This is a genomic window from Pseudomonas sp. XS1P51, from assembly GCF_054897845.1.
In genome coordinates, this window is sequence record NZ_CM142707.1 from 6224724 (window position 1) to 6246589 (window position 21866).

16 protein-coding genes and 1 pseudogene are annotated in these 21866 nt (G+C 53.8%); 6 read left to right on the forward strand and 11 right to left on the reverse strand.

Annotated elements, in window-relative coordinates; translation table 11 throughout:
* Positions 1-2: 2 nt before the first annotated feature.
* From algG to yaaA, 7 genes are all read right to left on the reverse strand, one after another.
* Positions 3-1592: a mannuronan 5-epimerase AlgG gene (gene algG / locus ACYZUD_RS28825; protein WP_462021236.1), complete on the reverse strand. Its 1590-nt coding sequence runs from the start codon at positions 1590-1592 to the stop codon at positions 3-5.
* Between the two features lie 26 nt (positions 1593-1618).
* Positions 1619-3106, reverse strand: coding sequence for an alginate export family protein (locus ACYZUD_RS28830; protein WP_462021237.1), 1488 nt, complete (start codon positions 3104-3106; stop codon positions 1619-1621).
* Entirely contained in the window at positions 3103-4605 is a 1503-nt protein-coding gene (gene algK, locus ACYZUD_RS28835; RefSeq protein ID WP_462021238.1) for an alginate biosynthesis TPR repeat lipoprotein AlgK, read from the reverse strand. The genes ACYZUD_RS28830 and algK overlap by 4 nt, the downstream gene beginning before the upstream one ends.
* A 15-nt stretch (positions 4606-4620) precedes the next feature.
* A complete protein-coding gene (locus ACYZUD_RS28840) occupies positions 4621-5790 on the reverse strand; it encodes a PilZ domain-containing protein (protein WP_462021239.1) in 1170 nt (389 codons plus the stop codon).
* 35 nt (positions 5791-5825) lie between these two features.
* Positions 5826-7307, reverse strand: coding sequence for a mannuronan synthase (gene alg8 / locus ACYZUD_RS28845; protein ID WP_462021240.1), 1482 nt, complete (start codon positions 7305-7307; stop codon positions 5826-5828).
* 240 nt (positions 7308-7547) lie between these two features.
* Positions 7548-8864, reverse strand: a complete 1317-nt coding sequence (locus ACYZUD_RS28850) for a nucleotide sugar dehydrogenase (RefSeq protein ID WP_462021241.1) — start codon at positions 8862-8864, stop codon at positions 7548-7550.
* 810 nt (positions 8865-9674) lie between these two features.
* Complete coding sequence (gene yaaA, locus ACYZUD_RS28855; RefSeq protein WP_462021242.1) at positions 9675-10454, reverse strand: peroxide stress protein YaaA; 780 nt, start codon at positions 10452-10454, stop codon at positions 9675-9677.
* A 236-nt stretch (positions 10455-10690) separates the two neighbouring features.
* Between yaaA and ACYZUD_RS28860 the strand changes: the two genes are divergently transcribed.
* Both ACYZUD_RS28860 and ACYZUD_RS28865 read left to right on the forward strand, forming a co-directional pair.
* Positions 10691-11815 (forward strand): polysaccharide deacetylase family protein, encoded by a 1125-nt coding sequence (locus tag ACYZUD_RS28860; RefSeq protein WP_462021243.1) that lies wholly within the window; start codon positions 10691-10693, stop codon positions 11813-11815.
* Positions 11816-12152: 337 nt separating this feature from the next.
* On the forward strand, positions 12153-13547 hold the full coding sequence (locus tag ACYZUD_RS28865) for a PhoH family protein (protein WP_462021244.1): 1395 nt from the start codon (positions 12153-12155) through the stop codon (positions 13545-13547).
* A gap of 191 nt (positions 13548-13738) precedes the next feature.
* On the opposite strand, the gene ACYZUD_RS28870 is transcribed toward ACYZUD_RS28865, so the two are convergent.
* Genes ACYZUD_RS28870 through ACYZUD_RS28885 form a run of 4 tightly spaced genes read right to left on the reverse strand, consistent with a single transcriptional unit; the run spans position 13739 to position 19488 of the window.
* Entirely contained in the window at positions 13739-14962 is a 1224-nt protein-coding gene (locus ACYZUD_RS28870) for an MFS transporter (protein ID WP_462021245.1), read from the reverse strand.
* Positions 14959-16521: a carbamoyltransferase C-terminal domain-containing protein gene (locus ACYZUD_RS28875; RefSeq protein WP_462021246.1), complete on the reverse strand. Its 1563-nt coding sequence runs from the start codon at positions 16519-16521 to the stop codon at positions 14959-14961. Before ACYZUD_RS28875 ends, ACYZUD_RS28870 begins: the two co-directional genes overlap by 4 nt.
* A 2-nt stretch (positions 16522-16523) precedes the next feature.
* Positions 16524-18350 (reverse strand): methyltransferase domain-containing protein, encoded by a 1827-nt coding sequence (locus tag ACYZUD_RS28880; RefSeq protein ID WP_462021247.1) that lies wholly within the window; start codon positions 18348-18350, stop codon positions 16524-16526.
* A gap of 25 nt (positions 18351-18375) precedes the next feature.
* Positions 18376-19488 (reverse strand): SagB/ThcOx family dehydrogenase, encoded by a 1113-nt coding sequence (locus ACYZUD_RS28885; protein ID WP_462021248.1) that lies wholly within the window; start codon positions 19486-19488, stop codon positions 18376-18378.
* A gap of 501 nt (positions 19489-19989) precedes the next feature.
* Between ACYZUD_RS28885 and ACYZUD_RS28890 the strand changes: the two are divergent.
* The 4 genes and pseudogenes from ACYZUD_RS28890 to moaE all read left to right on the forward strand — a co-directional run.
* Positions 19990-20250 (forward strand): annotated as a pseudogene (locus ACYZUD_RS28890) (PhoH family protein); the annotation flags it as partial.
* A 235-nt stretch (positions 20251-20485) separates the two neighbouring features.
* Complete coding sequence (gene moaC, locus ACYZUD_RS28895; protein WP_033061025.1) at positions 20486-20959, forward strand: cyclic pyranopterin monophosphate synthase MoaC; 474 nt, start codon at positions 20486-20488, stop codon at positions 20957-20959.
* Entirely contained in the window at positions 20956-21198 is a 243-nt protein-coding gene (gene moaD / locus ACYZUD_RS28900) for a molybdopterin converting factor subunit 1 (protein ID WP_462021249.1), read from the forward strand. Before moaC ends, moaD begins: the two co-directional genes overlap by 4 nt.
* A gap of 3 nt (positions 21199-21201) precedes the next feature.
* The gene (moaE, locus tag ACYZUD_RS28905; RefSeq protein ID WP_462021250.1) at positions 21202-21654 is read left to right on the forward strand and encodes a molybdopterin synthase catalytic subunit MoaE; all 453 of its coding nucleotides are present in this window, start codon (positions 21202-21204) and stop codon (positions 21652-21654) included.
* The last annotated feature ends 212 nt before the right edge of the window (positions 21655-21866 follow it).

Sequence of the window (21866 nt, forward strand, 5' to 3'; positions counted from 1 at the left end):
CCTCAGTCCTGCATTTCGGTCTGGCGTTCGACAGGGTCGATCAGCACGGCTTTCTGCTGGCGTACCAGCAGGTCGAGAATTTCATCCTGGCGCTCGCCGAGAATCCCCGAGAAGCTGATGCCGCTGGATTTGGTCGGTGCAAGCATGGACACGCGATACAACTCGACGCTCAGCGGCGAGTCGATGGACAGCGGACCGCTGCCGTTGCCGGCCAGTTCGCCGCCGACCACGATCAGGGACACCTGGGCGTCGAACGGATCGAGCTTGATGTCACGGTCGGTGTCGGTCAGGTCCTTGATGTGCCCGTAGACGCCGGTCAGGCCGTTGGCCATGGACAGGTTTTCGTAGAGACGGATGTTCACGCTGTTACGAATCCGGATGCCGTGGCGCTTGTTGCTGATCACCTTGTTGCCCCACAGCAGGTTGTCGCCACTCTCGTAGAGGGTGATGCCGTCGGTGTGGTTCTTGTAGATCTCGTTGTAGGCGATCAGGTTGTTGACGCTGTTACGGTCGATCACCAGCCCCGACAACTTGTTGTCGTAGCTGCGGTTGTTGAAGATGAAGCTGTCGTTGACCTCACGGGAAATGATGATCCCGTGCTTCTTCTTGGTCCCGTACACCGTGTTGTCGGCAATGATCAGGCCATGCGACCGGTCATGCGGGTCGATGCCGTAGACGATGTTGTCTTTGTAGGTGTTGCCCTTGACCACGAAGCCCTCGGTTTCGTAGCAGTAGAAGCCGTACCACAGGTCCGAAAACTCGGAACCGACGATCCAGCCGGTCGGTTCAGGGCGCTTGAGCACCTTGGCCATGTTCGGCGTGTATTGGGAAATACTCACGCCGTAGGACTTACTGTTGGCGTAGCCGAAACTGGCGATCTTGCTGTTGGCGATGTAGGTCTGGGTGCCGCCCCAGGACAGCAGGAACGGACGGAATTCCTTCGGCGACTTGAACGTTGCCGGGCCGTTTTCCTTCTCGCGCCAGCCGGTGATTTTGGTATCACGCACAAACAGCTGGCCGTCGTTGACCAGGAACGAACCGGCCTCTTGGGACAGGCGCAGTTCCTGGGTCTGCTTGTCGATTTCCAGGATGCCCTTCTCTCCGACCACGATCGGCAGCTTCGCCAGGAAGACGCCCGGCGAGGTTTCGCTGAAGTACTGCTTGGGCAACTTCTTGGCCAGATCCTTGAGGTTCATGTAGCCGTCGTCGATGAAAATCGCCTGCGGGATGCCGTGCTGACGCACCACCCATTCGGCCATTTTGTTGTCGCCGCCGATGAAGTCCTTCAGGGCGTTTTCCTGCATCATCCGACGCACGCTGATTTTGCCGGCCTTGGTGCGCACGACTTTCGCGGCGATGGCTTCGGCGGTATAGCCGGAGGTGTCCGGCAGCTTCGGTTTGGCCAGCTCCAGCGGTTCGGTCGGTGCGCTGCTGACGGTGTAGGTCTTGGCCTGTTGCAATCCTTTGGCCATGGTTGCCGGTTGCGCCTTCTGGACTGGCGGGGCCGGCTCCACATTGGCGAAGGCCACCCCGCTGACCAGCAGCATCGCGCCGGCCAGCAAGGTGATCGAGCCTCTCTTCGGACTGTTCATGTCAGGAACTCCCTTAGCGGTTCGCATCAGAAGCGCCAGATCACGTCGACAAACGCGCGGTGCATGTACGAGTCGACGCCTTTGCCGTAAGCATCGCCGGGCTTGAACACACCGCCACGCAAACGCACCAGGGCCGAAGGCTCATCGATCGATTGGCTCAAGGCTGCTGGCAGCAGGCCTTGCTTGAAGTACTTGGTGACGACCACGTCCATTTCCTGGCCGAGATCCTTGTTGCCATCTTCCAGCGGCAGGGAGGTGCTGGAGAGCACCGCGCCGGTCACGTCGTCGGTGTCGTTCTGGACGGCGTTGATGCCGTTGCTGCCGACCGGCTTGTTGCCGTCGACGCGCCAGAATTTGTGGTAGATCACGCTGGCATCGTATTCGTCGTTGAGCATCCACGAACCGAACAGAGTGGCGGTCTGCATGTTGTTCATTTCGCCACGGAAGGCTTCGCCGAAACGGTGAACCCGCGAGCGAGTACCGGTGTAGTTCGAGCGGTTGCTTTCCAGGCCGTTCTGTTCGTAATCGGCGCTGGCACGGGCATAGGCTGCACCGACTTGCCATTGCGGATCGAGGCGCAGACGCACACCTAGGTCAGTGGCCCAGCCATCAACGTCGCCGCTGGTTTTGGCCTGGGCCGGGGCGGTGCCTTCGGCGGTCAGCGGGTTGACCGTGTCGCGGTCGCCGCTCATGCCGGTGACGCTGCCCCAGTAATTGACAGTGTTGGTGTTGCGCCAGTTGTAGGCATCGCTGTCGGCGGTGAGGCCGATCCAGCTGATGTCGCCGTTCTCTTTCTTGTCCAGAGAATCGGCGGCAACGCCCGGGGTCGGGTAGTCGAGCTTGCCGTCATCGTGGGTGTGATGACCGCGAATGCCGACCCAGTTGCCCGGGTTCCACTGGTACGCCGCATCGGCGTAAGCGTGCAGGCGATCCTTGTCTTTCGGCGCGAGCTCGGTGAGGTCGGTGCGGTATTCGCTGAAGCGTTCGGCAACACCGGCGTTGGCGCGCAACAGGGTGGTGTCGAAGGTCCAGTTCAGGGCTTCGATGTTGGTGTCGCGCCATTGGCCGTCGTCGTTGCGCAGGCGTTGACGACCGAGCTTGAGGATCTCGCCGGGGTACGGCGTGAGGCCGCTGTAGCCGACCCAGAATTCGCGCATCGCCAGGTAGTTTTTCTTGCTCTTGCGATCACCGTTGTCGGTGGCCTGGGTGCCGTCGCTGTCGGACTGTTGCAGGGTGTCCGTCTCGATGATGTCGGTGGACGTCACGGCCTGACCCATGGCGTAGCCGCTCCACGCGCCGCTCTCGCCATAGATCCATGGACGCAGGTCGAGGCCGATGCCGTTGACGTCGCCGCCACTCTGCGTACCCAGGTCGGTGTCGTCTTCAGACTGGGCGGTGACTTTCACATCAAGGCCGTAGTTCTGGCTTTCGGTCAGGGCCGCCAGGGTCGGGCACGACCACAGCAGGGCGAATGACAGGCCGATACCGGCCTTAACGAATGGATTCAACTTCATAGGGATTCCTCGCCGTCTTCTTCTTCCAGGGCATGCAGTTCCAGCGTGTTCTGGCTCAAGGCACCACGAACGGCCTGTTCTTGTTTCAACAGGCGTTGGGCCTCGGCGAGCTGGGCAGGCGGCAGTTGGGCTTCGAGTGTTTGCGCAAGCTCGGTGGCTTGCGGGGTGTTCTGAGCCTTGGCCAATTGGCTGAAGACGTAAGCGTTGAGCGGGTCGGGCTTGGTGCCCTTGCCTTGGGAGAACAATTGGGCGATGGCGAAGTCGGCGCTGTTCTGGCCGTTACGTGCAGCGGTCAGCAAGTGATCCAGGGCCTTTTGCGAATAAACCTTGCCCAGGTAGCCACGGCGATAGATCTGGCCGAGGTAGTAATCAGCGGCCACTTCTCTGCCGACGGCTTTCTTGAAGTGTTCTTCGGCGACCTTCGCGTCGGCCGGCACCATTTTGCCTTCGTAGTAGAGCTTGCCGAGCAACAGTTCGGCGCGCGGCTGGTCGGCGGCGCGGCCGTTGTCCAGGTACTTCATCATCGTGTCGACGTCACCGAGTTCCGGGAAGTCGTAGAGCAGTTGCGCCAGGCTGACCCAGGAAGCGGGGTAGCCGGGTGCGATGCCTTCGAGCAGCGACTGGGCGGTTTTCTCGTCGGTCGTGCCCAGGGTTGCATCGCCCAGTACGCGGGCCACGCTGTCCACGCGCTGAGCGGAAACCACGCCACGAGCCTGGGCGGCTTGCATCTGCTTGATCAGCTCGGCCTGTTGTTCAGGCTGGGCTTTTTTCTGGTAGACCGTGGCCAGTTCGACGTAGCAGATGTCGGTGGTGTTCAACGCGGCTTTGCAGATGGTTTCGACTTCGTCCAGGTGCTGGTCGTAAGTACCCTGTGTGCGATACAGCAGCACTTGGGCCAGGCCCGCTTCCGGTTTGCCTTCGGCGCGCCATTGGCTGATCTGCTGTTGCGCGTTGACGTTCGGGAAACTGTGGGGGTATTGCAGGTACAGCATCGCCAACGGGATCAGCGTGTTGCCTTCACCTGCAGCCGAGGCTTTTTTCAACAGGCCTTCGGCTTCGTGCTGTTCGGCTTCGGTGGAACCGGGTTTAGCCACCAGCAGACGACCCAGGCGAGCCTGGGCTCGCGGCGAGACGCTGGCCGCGGCGCGGTAAGTCGCCTCGGCTTGCTTGATCTGCGCCGGGTCGCGGCTGTCGACCTGGATATCGGCCAGGCCAACCTGTGCTTCGCTGTAGCCCAGGTCTGCCAGTTGCTGGTAGTTCTGCGCCGCCAGCGTGGTATCGCCGCGCTTGAGGGCTTCGTTGGCCAGACGCTGGTCGGGCAGGCCGGCGCAACCGGCCAGGCTGACTGCCAATGCTATTGCACACAGTGAGCCCATGTGGGAACGAGCCTGCTCGCGAAACAGGCGGCTCGCTGTATCAGACAAACCGAGTTGACCCCTTCGCGAGCAGGCTCGCTCCCACAGGGTTTGCGGTGTTGTGAGGAAAGTTGGAGTCGTCACGGGCATGTCCTCTGTTTAAAGACCGGCGGCCATGGCTTTGTTGATCAGCCAGTTCAGGTTCGGGCCACGGGTGCTGTTCACTTCAACCGGGCGACCGGCGAATGCGCTGTCCAGCGGCTCATCAGGCTTGATCTGCACGCGGATGTCGGACGACAGGTCGGCGCTTTTCAGGCTGGTGCTGCTGACGATGGTGCCGGTGCGGGTTTTGTCTTCGCCGGCGATCTGGAAGCTGACCGTGCTGCCTGGAAGCACGTCGCCGAACTGGCGATAGGAGAAGCGCGCTTCAACGTTGGCTTCGCTGTTGCGCGGCACCAGTGTGAAGATCACGTCGCCCTTGCTGGCGTACTGACCATTGGCGACCAGTTGCTGGGAAACGGTGCAATCGCACGGCGAAGTCAGGGTGCCGGTCATTTGCTTGCCGAACAGCTCTTCAACCTTGGCCGGTTGCAGTTGATCTTCGTCAAGGTGGCCCTTGAGCACGTCGAGCATGCTGGTGCTGAAGGTCGCCAGCGGGGCGCCTTTGGCGGCAACGCCGTCGGCTTTGATCAGGCTTTGCACGGTGCCGTCACGCGGCATGGTGATGTTCATGCCCGCCACGCTGACCAGACCGGCCTGGGCGTGGCTGACGAAGTACATGCCATATACCGACTTGAAGATGAAACCGAAGGCCGTCAGGCCGACGAGGAAAATCGCGAAGCTGAAGGTCACGGCACGCAGACGACCGAACGGTGTCATGCCGTGGCCGCCATCCTTGACTTTGCGCGCCTTGGTGAAGTTGTCGCGCTGCAAGGTGGCCAGCACTTCACCCATGCTGACGATGTCGCCGGCCAAGTGCGAGGTGATCAGGTGGCGCAGGGTGGAAATGTCCTGAGGTTCCAGGTTCTGGAACTGGCAACCGGTACGACCGGTCTCGCGGTCGTGGGAGCGGACCAGCAGCTCAACGTCCATGGCCAGGCCGAGGTTATCGATGACGAATTGCAGGCGAGCCTTGTACACATCACCGATCTTCAGTGGCAACTGACCGGCGTTGAAGGCCAGGCCGCCAGCGGAGAGGTCGATCACTCGGGCTTCTACCGGGATCCGGTCAGGACCGTAAAAGCGCAGCTTGGCCGGAATTTTCACTCGGGCGTGTTGGCGCTGGGCTTCAGACTCATGCACTACGTTGGCGTTGACGGCGGTATTCATATGGGCGATTTCCTAGTTAATTCAGGCGAGTTCGGTCAGACCATCAGCAGCAGCACGGCGACAAAAATGCTGCCGGCGGAGAAGGTCATGGTCCGAGACGACCAGGTGTTGAACCAACGTTGAAAGCTGGCGAGATCACGGGTCAATTTGGTGTCCTGGCGAGTCCAGGATTGTTGGTCGAGGCGGAAGAACACATAGATCTTCACCAGCGCGCCGACGATCTGGTTGTAATAGAGAATCGCCGGGTAGGCCGGGCCGATCGTGTGACCGGAGCAGGACAGCAGCAGGGTCAGGATCAGGCGGGTAATGCCGATCCACAGCAGATAAACCAGGATGAACGCGGTGCCGTACTTGACGGTGGCGATGATCGCGACCGTCAGGCCCAGCAGCGATGTCCACATCGACACACGCTGATCGAACAGCACCACCGACGTGAACAGGCCGAGGCGTTTCATCCCCAGGCCCAGGGCGCGGGAGTTCTGGCGCAAGTTGTTGCCGTACCAGCGGAACATCAGTTTGCGGCTGGCCTTGATGAAGCTTTTTTCCGGCGGGTGTTCCACGGTGTGAATCGCGGCATCAGGTACGTAGAACGTGTCGTAGCCCAGGCGCATCAGGCTGAACCAGCTCGACTTGTCATCACCGGTAAGGAACTTGAAGCGACCCAGGCGCCAGTGCTGCAGCGAGTCGCTTTCCACGTCGGCGATGAAGTCCGGGTCGGTGACCACGGTGGCGCGGAATACCGACATCCGGCCGGTCATGGTCAATACGCGCTTGGACAGGGCCATGGAGCACATGTTGATGTGGCGCTGGGCGAATCGCAGTTTGTGCCATTCGCTCATGATGTAGCCGCCGCGCACCTCACAGAACTCGTTGGTGGTCAGGCCGCCGACATTGCCGAACAACTGGAACCACGGCACGGTCTTGAGCACGACGCCTTCGGCGAGCACGGTGTCGCCATCGACAACGGCGACCACGGCGCGGTCGTCCGGCATGTGCCGGGAAATGGCGCGGAAACCATAAGCCAGGCCATCACGCTTGCCGGTGCCGGGAATGCGCACGAAGTCGAGCTTGACGCGCTCCGGTGGGTTCATCCGGGACCAGAGGCTCTTGACCAGCAGCTCATCGGACATTTCCACGATCGAGCAGACCATGGTGGTCGGCAAGCCGCAGTCGATCGCTTCGCGGATCACCGAGCTGTAGACCTGCGCCGTGGTCAACGCGTCGATACGAAAACTGGTGACCATCAGGAACACGTGGGACGGGTCCGCCGCTTTACCCAGCTTGCGCACTTTGCGCCGCAGGTGCGGGTAGACCACGTACAGAAACAGCATGCCGCGCAGAAAGTGCGTGGCACCCATCGAGTAACGCCAGATACCGACGATACCGATCAGAAGGATGAAGTCCTTCGACTCGGAGTCGAACGTGGACACAGGCAACGCCATGGCGATGCCCATCAAAATACTTAAGTAAAACAGCCAACCGGCGACCTGAAGTAGGCCGTGCTTTAGCCTGTGCATAATCTGCATCCGTCTCTATCTCGGGCGAGCCAGTGGGGTGGCCCGATGGGGTTAAGGCAGGCTTACAAAAACTGACGAAGGTCATGTAGGAGCTGCCGAAGGCTGCGATCTTTTGATCTTTTGATCTTTTATCGTTCGCTTGGAACTCAAGTGATCCTGGAAAGATCGCAGCCTCGTTTCACTCGTCAGCTCCTACATCGCGTTCACACAGTTGCAGCGCGTCGCCGCGCAGTTTCTGTGTTACCAGCAGATGCCTTCGGTGCGACCGCTGACGCTGGTGGCTTTGGACATGAAGCCGACCAGGTCGATCACTTGCTTGCCGTGTGGAGCCTGTTCCGCCAGAGCGCGGAATTTCTCGTCACGGTTGCCGAGGATGATCACGTCGGAGTTGTTGATCACTTCGTCGAAGTCGGAGTTGAGCAAGGACGAGACGTGGGGAATCTTCGACTCGATGTACTCCTTGTTCGCACCGTGGACGCGGGCGTATTCGACGTTGTTGTCATAGATGCTCAGGTCGAAACCCTTGCCGATCAGCATTTCCGCCAGTTCAACCAACGGGCTTTCGCGCAGGTCATCGGTGCCGGCCTTGAAGCTCAGACCGAGCAGGGCGACTTTGCGCTTGTCGTGGCTGGAAACGATGTCGAAGGCGTTTTGCACCTGGGATTCGTTACTGCGCATCAGCGAGTTCAGCAGTGGCGCTTCCACGTCCAGGGAACCGGCGCGGTAGGTCAGGGCGCGAACGTCTTTGGGCAGGCAGGAGCCGCCGAACGCGAAACCAGGGCGCATGTAGTACTGGGACAGGTTCAGCGTCTTGTCCTGGCAGACCACGTCCATCACCACACGACCATCGACGCCGACGGCCTTGGCGATGTTGCCGATCTCGTTGGCGAAGGTCACCTTGGTGGCGTGCCACACGTTGCAGGTGTACTTGATCATCTCGGCCACGGCGATGTCCTTGCGGATGATCGGAGCGTCGAGCTCTTCGTACAGCGATTGCAGTACGTCGCCGGAAGCCTTGTCGAACTCGCCGATGACCGTCATCGGAGGCAAGTCGTAGTCCGCGATCGCGGTGCTTTCACGCAGGAACTCAGGGTTGACCGCCACGCCGAAATCGACGCCGGCTTTCTTGCCGGAGCAGTCTTCGAGAATCGGGATGACCACGTTTGCCACAGTGCCTGGCAACACGGTGCTGCGAACCACGATGGTGTGGCGGGTGGTCTTGTCACGCAGGACAAAACCGATCTCGCGGCACACCGCTTCGATGTAGTTCAGTTCCAGGTCGCCGTTTTTCTTGCTCGGCGTGCCGACGCAGATCATCGACAGGTCGGTGTCGCGAATCGCCTCGGCGAAGTTGGTGGTACCGCGCAGGCGGCCTGTCTCGATCCCCTTCTTCAGAAGTTCGCCCAGACCCGGTTCAACGATCGGCGATTTGCCGGCATTGATCATATCGATCTTGTCTTTGGCGACATCGACGCCAACGACGTCATGGCCTCGTGCAGACAGGCAACCGGCACATACTGCACCGACGTAACCCAAACCAAATATGCTGATGCGCATCGCATTTACCTCTGTGTTGATCAAGCCATTACATGGCCGGAGTTAATGGGGTTCAGCGGTCATAGAGCACTCGGAAGTGCGGCTTACAGGCGCCACAATGCCGCGTGCAGGCATATAAGTTCCGAGTGTCTAAATAAGTGCACTCAAGATGTGCGCAACTAGGCTTTTATTATTATGGCGTGCCCTGTTATGCAGCTGATCTTCTAAATCAGAAGCCGTTCGTGCAAAAGTCTTGCGCGCTCGATGCCAGGCAGGAGCCCGTGAATCAAGCGGTCGGGTGCTCAGGTGAGCACGTTTATAGGGGCGCGGCCTTGGCCTTGTAGGGGATAGTATTGATGCGTTATCTCCTGTCCTTCATGTGTTGCCCAAATCAGGGATTAGTAAGCAGAAGTTAATATGACAACTTTGCTACGTGAATCTCTTCTCTGCGTAAGTTATCTCGTACAAACAATATGAGAATGGTTACCGGTGGTATGAGCTACGCATTTGGACATAGTTCCTGTCCGCCCATCGCGAATTCTGAAATTTATTGAAATATTGAAAAAGATGGCACTGCTTTCATATTGATAGCAACGGCTGTTTCACCCTTGATACATAGGGCATTAGCGGAATTAGATGGGTATATGCCACTACCGATAAAAAATTTCAGTGCCACTACTGAAAAAAATCATCAAAGTCGAGTGAAACAAAAGTTAGAAAACCGAGCGCTTGTATTTTGGCGTCAATAAATCGACGAAAAAGGCGGGGGATTGTTCGACGATCAGAGGGTGGTGCACGACGGATCATGGGGGTCGTGCACCGATCAGGTGCCTACTCTGGCGCGTGATCGCGCAGGAACACCAGATTGTCCGGTTTAGACTGCTCGGCGCTGTAGCGATAGCCCTGCACATCGAACTGTTTGAGGGTTGCCGGGTCGTTGACGCGCTCTTCAATGACGAAACGGCTCATCATGCCCCGGGCTTTTTTCGCGTAGAAGCTGATGATCTTGTATTGGCCGTTCTTCAAGTCCTTGAATTCGGTATTAATGATGCGCGCGTTCAAGGCACTGCGTTTGACCGCCGAGAAATACTCGTTGGACGCCAGGTTCAGCAGCACGTCGTCGCCTTGATCGATCAGCGCTTCGTTCAGCCATTCACTGATCCGTGTGCCCCAGAAGGCATACAGGTCCTTGCCACGGGCATTGGCCAGTTTGGTGCCCATCTCCAGCCGATAGGGCTGCATCAGGTCCAGAGGACGCAGCAGGCCGTACAGGCCGGACAGCATGCGTAAATGCTGTTGGGCGTAATCGAAATCGGCTTCGCTGAAGGTTTGAGCGTTCAGCCCGGTGTAGACATCCCCCTTGAATGCCAGCAGTGCCTGCTTGGCGTTGGCCGGGGTGAAGGCCGGCGTCCAGCTGCCGAAACGCGCGGCGTTGAGCCCGCCGATCTTGTCGGAGACGTGCATCAACTCGCTGATCTGCGCAGGGGTCAGGTCGCGCAGTTGCAGGATCAGCTCCTGGGAATGGTCGAGGTACTGCGGCTGGGTGAAGCGCTGGGTCGCCGGCGGTGTTTCGTAATCGAGGGTCTTGGCGGGGGAAATCACCATCAGCATGAAGTCGTCTCCTTTAATCGTGGGGGCGATTCTAGGGGGTTGTCCGTGTTGACTCCAGCTATGGGTGTCATAGGTGATCGGTGGTGTCATGGAACAAGATCGCAGCCTCGCGTTGCTCGACAGCTCCTACGGGAATGGAATCGGGTTCTGTAGGAGCTGTCGAGCAACGCGAGGCTGCGATCTTTTGATCTTCCCGCGATATAGTGCCGCGCGGGTTTTGTTATGGAGACATCCCATTGCGTATCGTTTTTTTCTTCTCTGCGTGGCTATTGAGTTTCGGTGCCCTGGCGGCGCCGGGCGACGTGGCGACACTTGATCGCAGCACCTGGCCTGAACAGCTCAGCAACCCGACCCTGTTCGACGTTGCGTCGCGGGCCGAAATCCTGATGTTTGCGCGTGTATTGCTGGCCAGCGAATCCCTCGATGAAGCGAGCCTGGCCCAACGGCTGGGTCTGCGCACCATCAATCTGGAGTCGATCAACCGCGTTCGCCAGCACCTGTGGCAGCGCTTGCTGGCCAACTACAACTTCGCCCAGCAGAGCTGCGATCAGGACGCCTCCTTCTGTTTTCTGGTCGAGGACATGGACACCTTGCGCAAGCAAGCCGCCAAGTTCCAAGTCAGCGAGGACAGCTATTACACCAAGTGGGCCGAGCCGAGCCGGCTGTTTCATGCCCAGTACCTGGACGAGCAATTGCGCAAGGCAGCGCTGTTTCCGCAAACCAGTAGCGAAATCGATCGTTTTGGCGACTATGAGCGCAACGGCGAGGCGATGCATGACCGGTTGTTTCTGTTGACCTTCGACAGTGCCGCCAATGCCACGCCGGATAACACTGACTGGGTTACGGAGTACCTGCGCAAGTCGAACATGAACGGCACGTTCTTTGTTCTCGGCAAGGACATTCAGGCTCGTCTGGCCGATCGTTCGGTGGCCAGCCTGCAAGCGACCTACTCGACGCAGTGCATTGGCGTACAAGGCTGGGAGTTCCGCTCCCACAGCTACTGGCAGGACTGGCAGGATTCGGTGCGGCGCAGTGTCGAGCTGGTGAAAAGCAAACTGCCGGAGAACTTCGTGCCGCTGTTTCGTCCGCCTGACGGTCAGCGTCGCTCGGACGCTGGAGGCTTCTTCACCTCCCAGGGCTTGCAGGTGGCGTTGTGGGATATTGATGCCCAGGACGGCGCCGGCAAGCTCAAGGCCAACCAGAGCGCGCAGCGCGTGTTGACCCTGATGCTGCTGTGGCGGCATGGGGTGATCAACTTCAACGTGAAGCAGGATGGGGTGAAATCGACGATACCTTGGCTGATCACGCAAACGGCGCAAAGCGGGATCGGTTGGGAAGACTGTCAGGACGCGTTTCGCTGAAACGGTAAAAGCCCGTAAACATTGGGCGAGGGGTGTTTTTGGGAGAGATTTCGATGCAGGCGGACTTCCGACTTTAACGGGGTGATGGCCATCCGCCTAGTGCTATTGGTCACTCTGAAAAATAAACTTCAAAAAACCGTCAAAGTACTTTTTTCTGTCATGGGTTTTGGAGTATTACGAAGACAGACCGCCGAAACCTGCAACACAGGTGGCGTCTCCCAAGACCCAGTTTGTGTGTGTAGTTCACTTGAGTCCCCGCAGGTGAATTCGGTGGCCACTTCGAGGCGCAGCACTGTCACGGTATTGCGTCGACTGGCTCCCACAAAGGTGACCGAGTATGGATGATCACGGACGTAGTTCTTCCTCCAACCAGCCAATCCTTTATGTACTCGATACCAACGTATTGATTCACGATCCAAACGCCCTGCTTAACTTCGAAGAACACCACGTCGCGATCCCGATGACCGTGCTTGAAGAGCTGGACAAGCTCAAGAGCGGGCATCACAGCGTGGCCGCGGAATGTCGCCAGGCCATTCGCCTGATCGACAAGACGCTGGGCGATGCCAGCCCTGAAGACGTCGAGCTCGGTGTGCCGATCCAGCGTGGCAAAAGTGGGCCCAAGGGTTTGCTGTCAATTCTGATGAGCAAACGTGCCGAACCGAACATCATTCTGCCCGAGCACCTGAACGACAACATCATCATCAACCAGTTGATTGACCTGCACGCGCGCGAGCCAGAGTTGCCCGTGGTGCTGGTGACCAAAGACATCAACATGCGCCTCAAGGCCCGGGCCTGCGGGATTGCGGCCGAGGACTACAGCACCGACCAATTGGTTGATGACGTATCGCTGCTGCCCAACGGTTACCACAACATGACCGGCTCCTTCTGGGACCGTGTGAGCAAGGTCGAAACCCGTCAGGACCACGGTCGCACCTGGCACCAGGTGCAACTGATCGACAACCTGCCGGCCGTGCACATCAACGAGTTCATCATCGACGAACAGGGTTTTGTCGGCTGGATCAAGGAGATCGAGGAAGACCGGCTGCTGATTCTCGACCTGCATCAGGAACCGCTGTTGCACCAGGAAGCCTGGGGCCTGAAGCCGCGCGACATCTACCAGAGCCTGGCGCTGTACGCCTTGCTCGATCCGGACATTCACCTGGTCAACCTGTCGGGTGCTGCAGGCTCGGGTAAAACCATCCTGGCGCTGGCCGCGGCGATCGAGCAGACCATGGTCAGCAAGCGCTATCGCCGGATCATCGCCACCCGCAGCGTGCAGGGCCTGGACCAGGAGATCGGTTTCCTGCCCGGCACCGAAGCGGAAAAAATGGAGCCTTGGCTCGGCGCCATCACTGACAACCTCGAAGCCTTGCACATGGATGACGAAAACACCCATGGCAGCGTCGATTACATCCTCAGCAAAGTGCCGTTGCAGTTCAAATCCCTCAATTACATTCGGGGCCGCAGCTTCCAGCAGAGCCTGATCCTGATCGATGAATGCCAGAACCTCACGCCGCACCAGATGAAAACCATCATCACCCGTGCCGGCGCCGGTTCTAAAGTGGTGTGCCTGGGCAACCTGGCGCAGATCGACACCCCTTACCTGTCCGCGACCAGCTCCGGGCTGACCTACCTGACCGAGCGCTTCAAGGATTTCCCCAATGGTGTGCACATCACCCTGCAAGGGGTGCCACGTTCGATTCTGGCCGAATACGCCGAATCGCATCTGTAACCCTCACCAAACCGGGCGGCCTTCAGGTCGCCCGGTTTTTATCCGCCGCATTTATCTAGTATTAAACTTGATTGTGCGCCTAACGTCCTTCAGGCATTCCTTACCTATATTTTCCAAGATGAAACTTACAAATCTCCAAATTTCCTAAGCCAAGGCAGTAGGATTTAGAGCGAACTATTGCGGGGGCTATTTTATTCGTTGGAGATGCGAATTGTCTCTGAGGAAAAAACATCGTGGTACTTTATATGTAATAACGCGCCGAAAAATATTGCGCTAACACCAGAGACAACAAGTACGCCACCGATTGAAACAAATGTTGACAGCCATGCTCCAAAAATCGGCCCGGTAATCATAAATATCAACATCAAACTGCGGGCGGTTGCTGACACTGTTCCTAAATTAGATAAAGGACAGTATTTCTGAAGGGTTACGCCAAACCCTAAAGATGTCAGCCCATATGCGTAACCTGCAATGGAAAACACTAGTATTAGTATTGCTAGTGTTGCCAAATCACCTGGTTCAGTTAATAACCCTGCCGTTGCTATCATTACACCGAATGCAAGTAGAGAGAGCGTCGAGCAGAAGAAGATTTTTTGGGGGTAAACTAATTTGAAGCTCAGGCCCGCAATAATTCCACCTACTGCGGTAGAGCTAACGATGACTCCAAATGCGTATGCATCAAGCCCTATGTTTTTTATATGTAGACTCAGTAGCGAATCATAGCATCCCAGTACGGCAGATTGGATTAAAGCACAGATAAAAAATAGTTGTGTGGAAGGGCCGGTGCTTAATAACACTTTTAGGGCCTTTAAACTCCCAAAGGATCGTTCCTCGGATTCGTGGATCTTTTTCTGTCGGTTATTCATAGAAAGCAAAATTACACAGAATATCCCTAGCAATGAAAAAAACGCGGAAATCAAAAAGCCGTATGCCTTGTCTGACATGCTTGCAATAACACCTGCTGCTAAAGGTGAACAGACCTTGATAAATTGATCCATTACCGTGATCAGGGAAATATTGCTGACCAGATCTTTATTTGTAAGCAGCTTTCTCGTCAAGATTATTTCTGCCGCACCAGAGCCAAGGTTCGATATTCCCTTAAGGCAGACTAATGTTAAGAAAATAGATTCAGAGTCCGCTCCAAATAAAAGGCAGGCAACGATAAGTCTAAAGGTGAAGCTTATTAATAAAAATTTTACAGGGCTAGTATGGTCTGCTAGCGCACCGATCAATGGCCCCAGGAAAAGTGTTGGTAAGCCATACAATACCGCTGCATATCCCAAAGTCTGTGGAGAAGCATCATATACAAATGTAAGTACGGTAAAAATTAAAATGAAGTCTACCCAAAGTGTTACAGAGCTACTAAGTCGAACTCCACATAAATAGCCGTACCCATTCACCTGGGGAAAGCTCACTGCTCTATCCCCTTGGCGCGATACATTACGTTGTCTACAACAAATGTAGATATATTATTGGTTGAGCAAAACAACTCGAGATCTGAAAGTGTGTTTATAAATCCTTTGCCTTTGAAATTTAATGAGGTATTGCAAAGAACGCTGACTCCCGACTGTTTTTTGAACTCCAGCAACAGCTGATACATTTTGATGTTGTCTTGAGGGCTGACAGTCTGAACTCTTGCTGTTCCATCGATGTGGGTAATTGCTTTGAGTCGTTTGTCAATTACATGATGAAATGACAGCATGAATTTGCTTTGAGTGCAGTTCTCAAAGTAAAGTTTGGCATCCTCTTCTATGCAGATAGGAGCTACTGGACGATAGTGTTCTCTTTTTTTTATGGAGTTTAGTTTTTCAGTGGTATCCACAGAAAATGGTGCTGCTATTATCGATCGATTTCCTAGGGCCCGAGGTCCTATTTCACAATTCCCCTGAACCCAGCAGATAATTTCTCCAGCTAAAAGTGCATCGCATACGTGTTCAAGTACCAATGGACTTGGCGAGAATGAGGATTTCTCTGTGTGGTTGACAATGAAAGGTTGTCCTGAATATACAGACCATTTAAGTTTGGCGTTACCAGTTAATAGATTTTGTGCAATGGAGGACGCCCCGATACCGACACCGGTATCATTTGTGCAAGGTGGGATAAAGACTCCTTCGAACAATTCGGAGGTTTCCCATTTCTTGTTCCATTCACAGTTCAATCCACATCCGCCTGCTATTAAAAGCGGTAGCTTTTCAGTGACGCTTGCACTAATGAAGTCATAGAATTTGTTAAAAAGTTTATCTGATAGCTTTCTTGCTAAGTTGCAGAATTTTGTTGTGTTTACACCTATGTTGTAATAGCCGCTATCCTTTAGGTCGAGTTTGTTAAGTGTGTCGATTGCTGACTCGCAGCTTATTATGTAGTCGATAACCTTTGACTCGAATTCGTCTGGCTCACCGTTTTTCCCAAATGCAGCCAACGCCATAATTTTTCCCGCGTCACCAAGCCTGCAATAACCTTTTTTTAGATTGAAAGTTGGATCGGCTAAGCCATATGCAAATGCATAGCGAAGACCTGGTCCTTGCATAATGTTACCTATTGTTTGAATCGTCATATCTGGGTTGATTTTATAAAAATTGCCTATGAAACCCTCCCAAAGTAATACGTAGCAAGATTTTTTGTCCGCATAGGGGGATAGTGCGTAAGAGGCGAATATGTGGGATATTTCATGGCTGCAGTTAATCCACGCTATATCTTTTCCACCAAAATTGCAGGTCGTTTGTTCGATATTAAGGCCAAGATACCCGCCTTCAGTTGGGTGATTTCTGGGGTCCATACCTTCAGCCCATCCGCTTACAGCGATTGCGTCCAGATCTTCTATGTTTTGAACGGCATGGATTATTGCAGAGCTCAGGGAAAGAGGGGCGTATCTATTGCCGCCATTCTTTTCCGATTCATAACTGAAAACCAATTTTCCATTTTCAATTAGACATACGTGGCCGTCATGACCGGTGTTAATACCTAGTATTTTCATCGTTATTTCCTTATGGGTTTTAACCAAAATAGGTACATTTCGCTGAAAAAGTTTGGGTTGGAGTTTTCAAACAACTCCCAGGCGTTAAAAAGAAAATCTATGTTCGGCTGCTCGTTGAATTTTCTAAATGCAGGAGATTTTTTTTGTCCTCCCTTTTCAAAGCCTGCGAACTCACAATTTAAGGTTCGTATAAGTGAGTGAATGTCACGGGTTGTGAATGTTTTTTCCAGCGGGTTGAAAAGTAAATCCATACAACCACTTCTACTGAAAAAATCTTGTGAGTTAACTATTTCATTTGTTCTTTTGTATTTGTAGTTTTGAATTGCGAGGTTTCGTATTCTTTCTAAATTGCTTGGTGTGTAGAGGATTTCGTTTTCGGACGCAAGTTTAGCCAAGTCTGCTATAGGAGTTCGAGCGTATGCGCTATACAGCCCTATTTTAGCAATGCCACCATCTTGGAGGGCGGAGAGAATCGCTTGGCATCCATTCAAAGGATCTTGTAAGTGATGCAAAACTCCAATGCACTCAATAAGGCTGAACCCCATATTTAAAGAGAGAACGTTGTTTAGGTCGCCGTGGATGAGTTCTAGATTTCGAATTTTGTATTCGTCTCTCTTGCTCGTGGCATATTGCAAGCTTACTTGACTGACATCCAGTCCTATAATTTTTGCATGTGGGTAAGTTAAGGCAAGTTGGATTGCGTGTCGTCCTGTTCCGCATCCTGCAACTAATATGTTGTTGTTTGGAGGTGCTTGCTTTGAGTTTAGCTTCTTGAAAAGTTGATCAAGTGTCGATTCAGCATGTTTTGGTTTTGATGTCCATGTTGGGTATGGATTTGATTCATAAAAATTCTGGATAAGTGTTTTGCTTTTCAAGATGGCGGGCGATGTAATTTCCTTGTTTGGCTTATTGGGAGTGTGGCGATCTAAATGGTATGGGCTTTTTAACGAGTTTATGATGTCCGCCTCTGAGTAGGATTCCAATATTAATCGTGCATCAGTTTGTATTGTTGGCGACTCTTTTAGAGTTGTTGCTTTCAATTTTTCAACGTTCGACAGCTCTTCGTTATCAGCAAAATAGATGAAGTTATTTAGCTTGCATTGCTTTTTTAGGGCGGTAAGGAACGCTTCGTGTGTTTCGTTGTAGTTGTTACTGAGTATGGATGCTATAAATTTCTTTCTTATTGTTATAATGGCTTCCTCTATAGTATGGTTCGAAATTAGGCTGTTGCTCAGAAGGTTTAGTGCAATTTGCTCTGATTCGATAATGTCCAGCACAAGTGCGGGGTAGTCTTCTTTTGCTTGTATCGTCTTTACAGGTTTGAGTGCGAGTTGTGAAAAGTACACTCGGGTTAGTGCATCGTTATCTATTCCTTCGGTATTAAAAAGTGCTGCTAAGCTGGCGAATGTTGCGGCATCAAATGAGGTAAGGTGGATCGATTGAAGTAAGTCAAGATAGTTAAAGGCAATGGCGCTCTTTGTGAAGCCTTCTATTTTTGTGGCTGATTGGTATGTCCAGAGTGCTGCATTGACTTTCCCATTTTCTTCTTGAATGGATGCTAGGTTTTGATGAAATTTAAGTTTGTCTACTGCTGATGTTTCTGGTAGGTCGCAAGCAAGCTTGTAAAGGTACTCTGCCTTCTTTTTGTCGCCCAGTTCCTCGGATAAAGCTGCTAAATTATTCAGCGCTTTTACGTTGTTTGAATTGTTTTTTATACTCAGTTCGTATAGCCGCGCCGCTTCTAGGAGATCGTTGTTTTTGAAGCTGAAATCCGCCATTTTTCTGGTTATTTCGGAGTATTCTTTTTTTCTCAATGTATCATCGTGCATGTGAGCACCTAAGGATAATTTTGTTTTATGTTGTTGCCTTCAGCAGTTTTACGACTCCAGGACTAAGAGGGTCTTGCAGGCCATGTCCTCCTGCTAAAACAAACAAGGAATGCTCCTTGAATCCATCAATTTTTATAAGTTTATTTAGTAGGTCATCTATAAAGTATCCGGTTAGCCAAGTGTTAAGTTTATGAGCTGTGGCTACGAGGTTGAATGTCTGAGACAAATGTCCAACATCCATTAAAGCCGATCTGTAGGCACGTGAGTGTGGGTATTTCCACCAGAGCTTATCAAAGCGCGAGCTCATTACTATCAGGAATCCTGCATCTACGGCGAAGCTTTGATGGCATAAAATCTGTGATAAGTCGGCGTTTATTCCGCTATCCAATTTTGTTAACACATGTTGATGAGACCTGTAGTGATAAATGCCTCGCTCTAGGTTGCTAATATTTAAAGCAACCAAGTAGGCCTCGGTTGCTTGTAAACACCCTGCACTCGGTGAAGATCTACGATAACCAACAGTCAGAATACCGCGTTCTGCGAGATTTTTTTTATGCGAGTTACCGTGGACTTTTCCGAATGTAGTGAATAGTATGTTAGATACAATTTCCAGCGGGACAGGCTCCCCATTGAAATTTCGACTTGTAATTCTCTCCCATAACGCTTTTTTCAAGCTATAAGAGTCAATTGCGCTGCTGTTCCAAGAAGGGAGTTTTACTATTTCTCCTTCTCGCTCAATGTCGAGGTTTGGGGCGCTCTCGGCGATGCTTTCGCAAAAGCTCACATAGCCTGTCTCTTTATTTTCTTCTGTGTTTGCCAAATCACTCGGAAAGTTGTGCTTGCTTCCAAGATGAAATATTTTTGAAACAAGGTCCCAACCCCAAGGGCCATTTGATTTTTGTATTTTTTGATGCTGTTCAGCTTTTGCGTCAATTAGTAATACTCCAGCTTCAATGAGTATTCCATCCTCGGGTTTTGATGTGTACGGCATACCAATTGATTCGTTTAGCTCGAAAATTCTGTCAAGATAGCGTCGATCGAATATTTCGTACTGTTCACCTGTTTCCAAGTTCCATAATCCGAAGATTCCTTCGTTCAAGGTGATTGTTAGGTTTTCATTGACTTTAAACTCACTCATCTTCACATGCTCCGCGAAAGTTGTGCCGAGAGAGTGTGGTGGCTCCCTCGGCATTGGCCGAAATTAATTGACCAGTTTTGATTCCAATTTTGCAGGCGTAATTAGGATGTTGTAAGCGTTATTGGAAAGAACAGTTAATCGAGTTTGCAGATTTGCTTTGCGCATAATAAGAACCTCTTAGTTTGTTTGGGTTGAAGTCATTTGACTTCATTTGCGAAGCTAATCGCCTTATAATTGCTCGTCAATAGCTCGTCAATAGCTCGTCAATAGCTCGTAATTGCTCGTCAATAGCTCGAGTTGTAGGAAGGTTCGTGTTTAATGGATTGATAGTTCTTACGCTGAATTCCTACTTGCAGCTATTTTCTTAAGGTAATCAAATTATTGCGGATATACACTTTAATCCCATTTGCTCCTATGCATTCTGAGACCGTCTTAATCGGTAGTATTTAGTTACGTAATGGTCTTTTTTGGGACTTCAGCCAATACCAAATATTGGTCAAGCAGAGGAGAAGACTCCTGATCGATGAATGCCAGAACCTCACCCCGCACCAGATGAAAACCATCATCACCCGTGCCGGCACCGGTTCCAAAGTGGTGTGCCTGGGCAACCTGGCACAGATCGATACGCCTTATCTGTCCGCGACCAGCTCGGGGCTGACGTACCTGACAGAGCGCTTCAAGGATTTCCCCAATGGTGTGCACATCACCCTGCAAGGGGTGCCACGTTCGATTCTGGCCGAATACGCCGAATCGCATCTGTAACCCTCACCAAACCGGGCGGCCTTCAGGTCGCCCGGTTTTTTTATGCGCAACTCATAACCCTGTGGGAGCGAGCCTGCTCGCGATAGCTGTCTGTCATTCAGCATTGATGCCGACTGTCACACCGCCATCGCGAGCAGGCTCGCTCCCACAGGGGATATGGGGTGATCTCGTAATCAAACGTGCGCAGTTTTGACCCACAGGTTTACAATCGAGGCTCCTGATCAGGAGTAACGCTGTGCTGACTCATCTCGATTCCCAAGGTCGCGCCAATATGGTCGACGTCACCGAAAAAGCCGTGACGTTCCGCGAAGCGACGGCCCAAGCGCTGGTGCGCATGCTGCCCGAAACCCTGCAGATGATTGTCAGTGGCGGCCACCCCAAGGGTGATGTGTTTGCCGTTGCGCGCATCGCCGGCATTCAGGCGGCGAAGAAAACCAGCGATCTGATTCCCCTGTGTCATCCGCTGCTGCTCACCGGCGTCAAGGTCGAGCTCAGTGCCGAAGGCGACGACACCGTGCGCATCGTCGCGCGCTGCAAGTTGTCCGGGCAGACCGGCGTCGAAATGGAGGCCTTGACCGCGGCCAGCGTCGCGGCGCTGACCATCTATGACATGTGCAAGGCTGTGGATCGCGGCATGACCATCGAAAGCGTGCGGCTGCTGGAGAAACTCGGCGGCAAGAGCGGCCATTTCCAGGCGGATCAGCCATGAACGTCACGGTGAAGTTTTTTGCCCGTTACCGTGAAGCGATTGGCGTGGACTCGGTAAAGGTTGAAGGTGATTTCGCCACGGTGGATGACGTTCGCGCGCTGCTGGCCAAGCGTGATGGTGCCGAGGTGCTGAGCGAGCAGAACCTGATGTGCGCCCGCAACGAAGACCTCTGCCAGCTCGACGAGCCGGTGAGCGATGGCGATGAAGTGGCGTTTTTCCCGACCGTGACCGGGGGCTGAGCCATGGCTATTCGCGTGCAGTCCACGGCGTTCGATCCCGGCGCTGAAGTCAACGCCATGCATGCCGCCAACGTGGGCGTCGGTGCGGTGGTGAGTTTTGTCGGCTACGTGCGCGACTTTAATGACGGGCTCGACGTCGCCGGGATGTTTCTTGAGCACTACCCGGGCATGACCGAAAAAGCCCTCGGCAAGATCGCCACGGAGGCCGAACAGCGCTGGCCGCTGTTGAAGCTGGAAGTGTTGCACCGCATCGGCGCCCTGGAACCGGGCGAACCGATCGTCTTCGTCGGCGCCGCCAGCGCCCACCGCCAAGCGGCGTTCGACGCCTGCGCCTTTGTCATGGACTACCTGAAAACCCGCGCACCATTCTGGAAGAAAGAAAACACCAGTGATGGCGCGCGTTGGGTTGAAGGGCGGGACAGTGATCATGCGGCGGCGGATCGCTGGAAGAAGTAAGTAGCCTGCAATTCCATTGTTGGCTGTTCTGGCGCCTTCGCGAGCAGGCTCGCTCCCACATTTGATCTCCACGTACAAAAATTCTGTGTACGACCGAGATCCCCTGTGGGAGCGAGCCTGCTCGCGATGGAGCCATTCGCTCCACTAAAAAACTCCCTGACTCACCTCCCGACCAGAGGCCGATTTAACCCCGTCTGCCCGATTGACGACTA

Excerpts from the sequence above, each read along its gene's own strand:
- algG (WP_462021236.1), bottom strand. The coding sequence starts at position 1,592 with ATGAACAGTCCGAAGAGAGGCTCGATCACCTTGCTGGCCGGCGCGATG.
- ACYZUD_RS28830 (WP_462021237.1), bottom strand. The coding sequence starts at position 3,106 with ATGAAGTTGAATCCATTCGTTAAGGCCGGTATCGGCCTGTCATTCGCC.
- ACYZUD_RS28840 (WP_462021239.1), bottom strand. The coding sequence starts at position 5,790 with ATGAATACCGCCGTCAACGCCAACGTAGTGCATGAGTCTGAAGCCCAG.
- alg8 (WP_462021240.1), bottom strand. The coding sequence starts at position 7,307 with ATGCACAGGCTAAAGCACGGCCTACTTCAGGTCGCCGGTTGGCTGTTT.
- ACYZUD_RS28850 (WP_462021241.1), bottom strand. The coding sequence starts at position 8,864 with ATGCGCATCAGCATATTTGGTTTGGGTTACGTCGGTGCAGTATGTGCC.
- yaaA (WP_462021242.1), bottom strand. The coding sequence starts at position 10,454 with ATGCTGATGGTGATTTCCCCCGCCAAGACCCTCGATTACGAAACACCG.
- ACYZUD_RS28865 (WP_462021244.1), top strand. The coding sequence starts at position 12,153 with ATGGATGATCACGGACGTAGTTCTTCCTCCAACCAGCCAATCCTTTAT.
- ACYZUD_RS28875 (WP_462021246.1), bottom strand. The coding sequence starts at position 16,521 with ATGAAAATACTAGGTATTAACACCGGTCATGACGGCCACGTATGTCTA.
- ACYZUD_RS28880 (WP_462021247.1), bottom strand. The coding sequence starts at position 18,350 with ATGCACGATGATACATTGAGAAAAAAAGAATACTCCGAAATAACCAGA.
- ACYZUD_RS28885 (WP_462021248.1), bottom strand. The coding sequence starts at position 19,488 with ATGAGTGAGTTTAAAGTCAATGAAAACCTAACAATCACCTTGAACGAA.
- moaD (WP_462021249.1), top strand. The coding sequence starts at position 20,956 with ATGAACGTCACGGTGAAGTTTTTTGCCCGTTACCGTGAAGCGATTGGC.
- moaE (WP_462021250.1), top strand. The coding sequence starts at position 21,202 with ATGGCTATTCGCGTGCAGTCCACGGCGTTCGATCCCGGCGCTGAAGTC.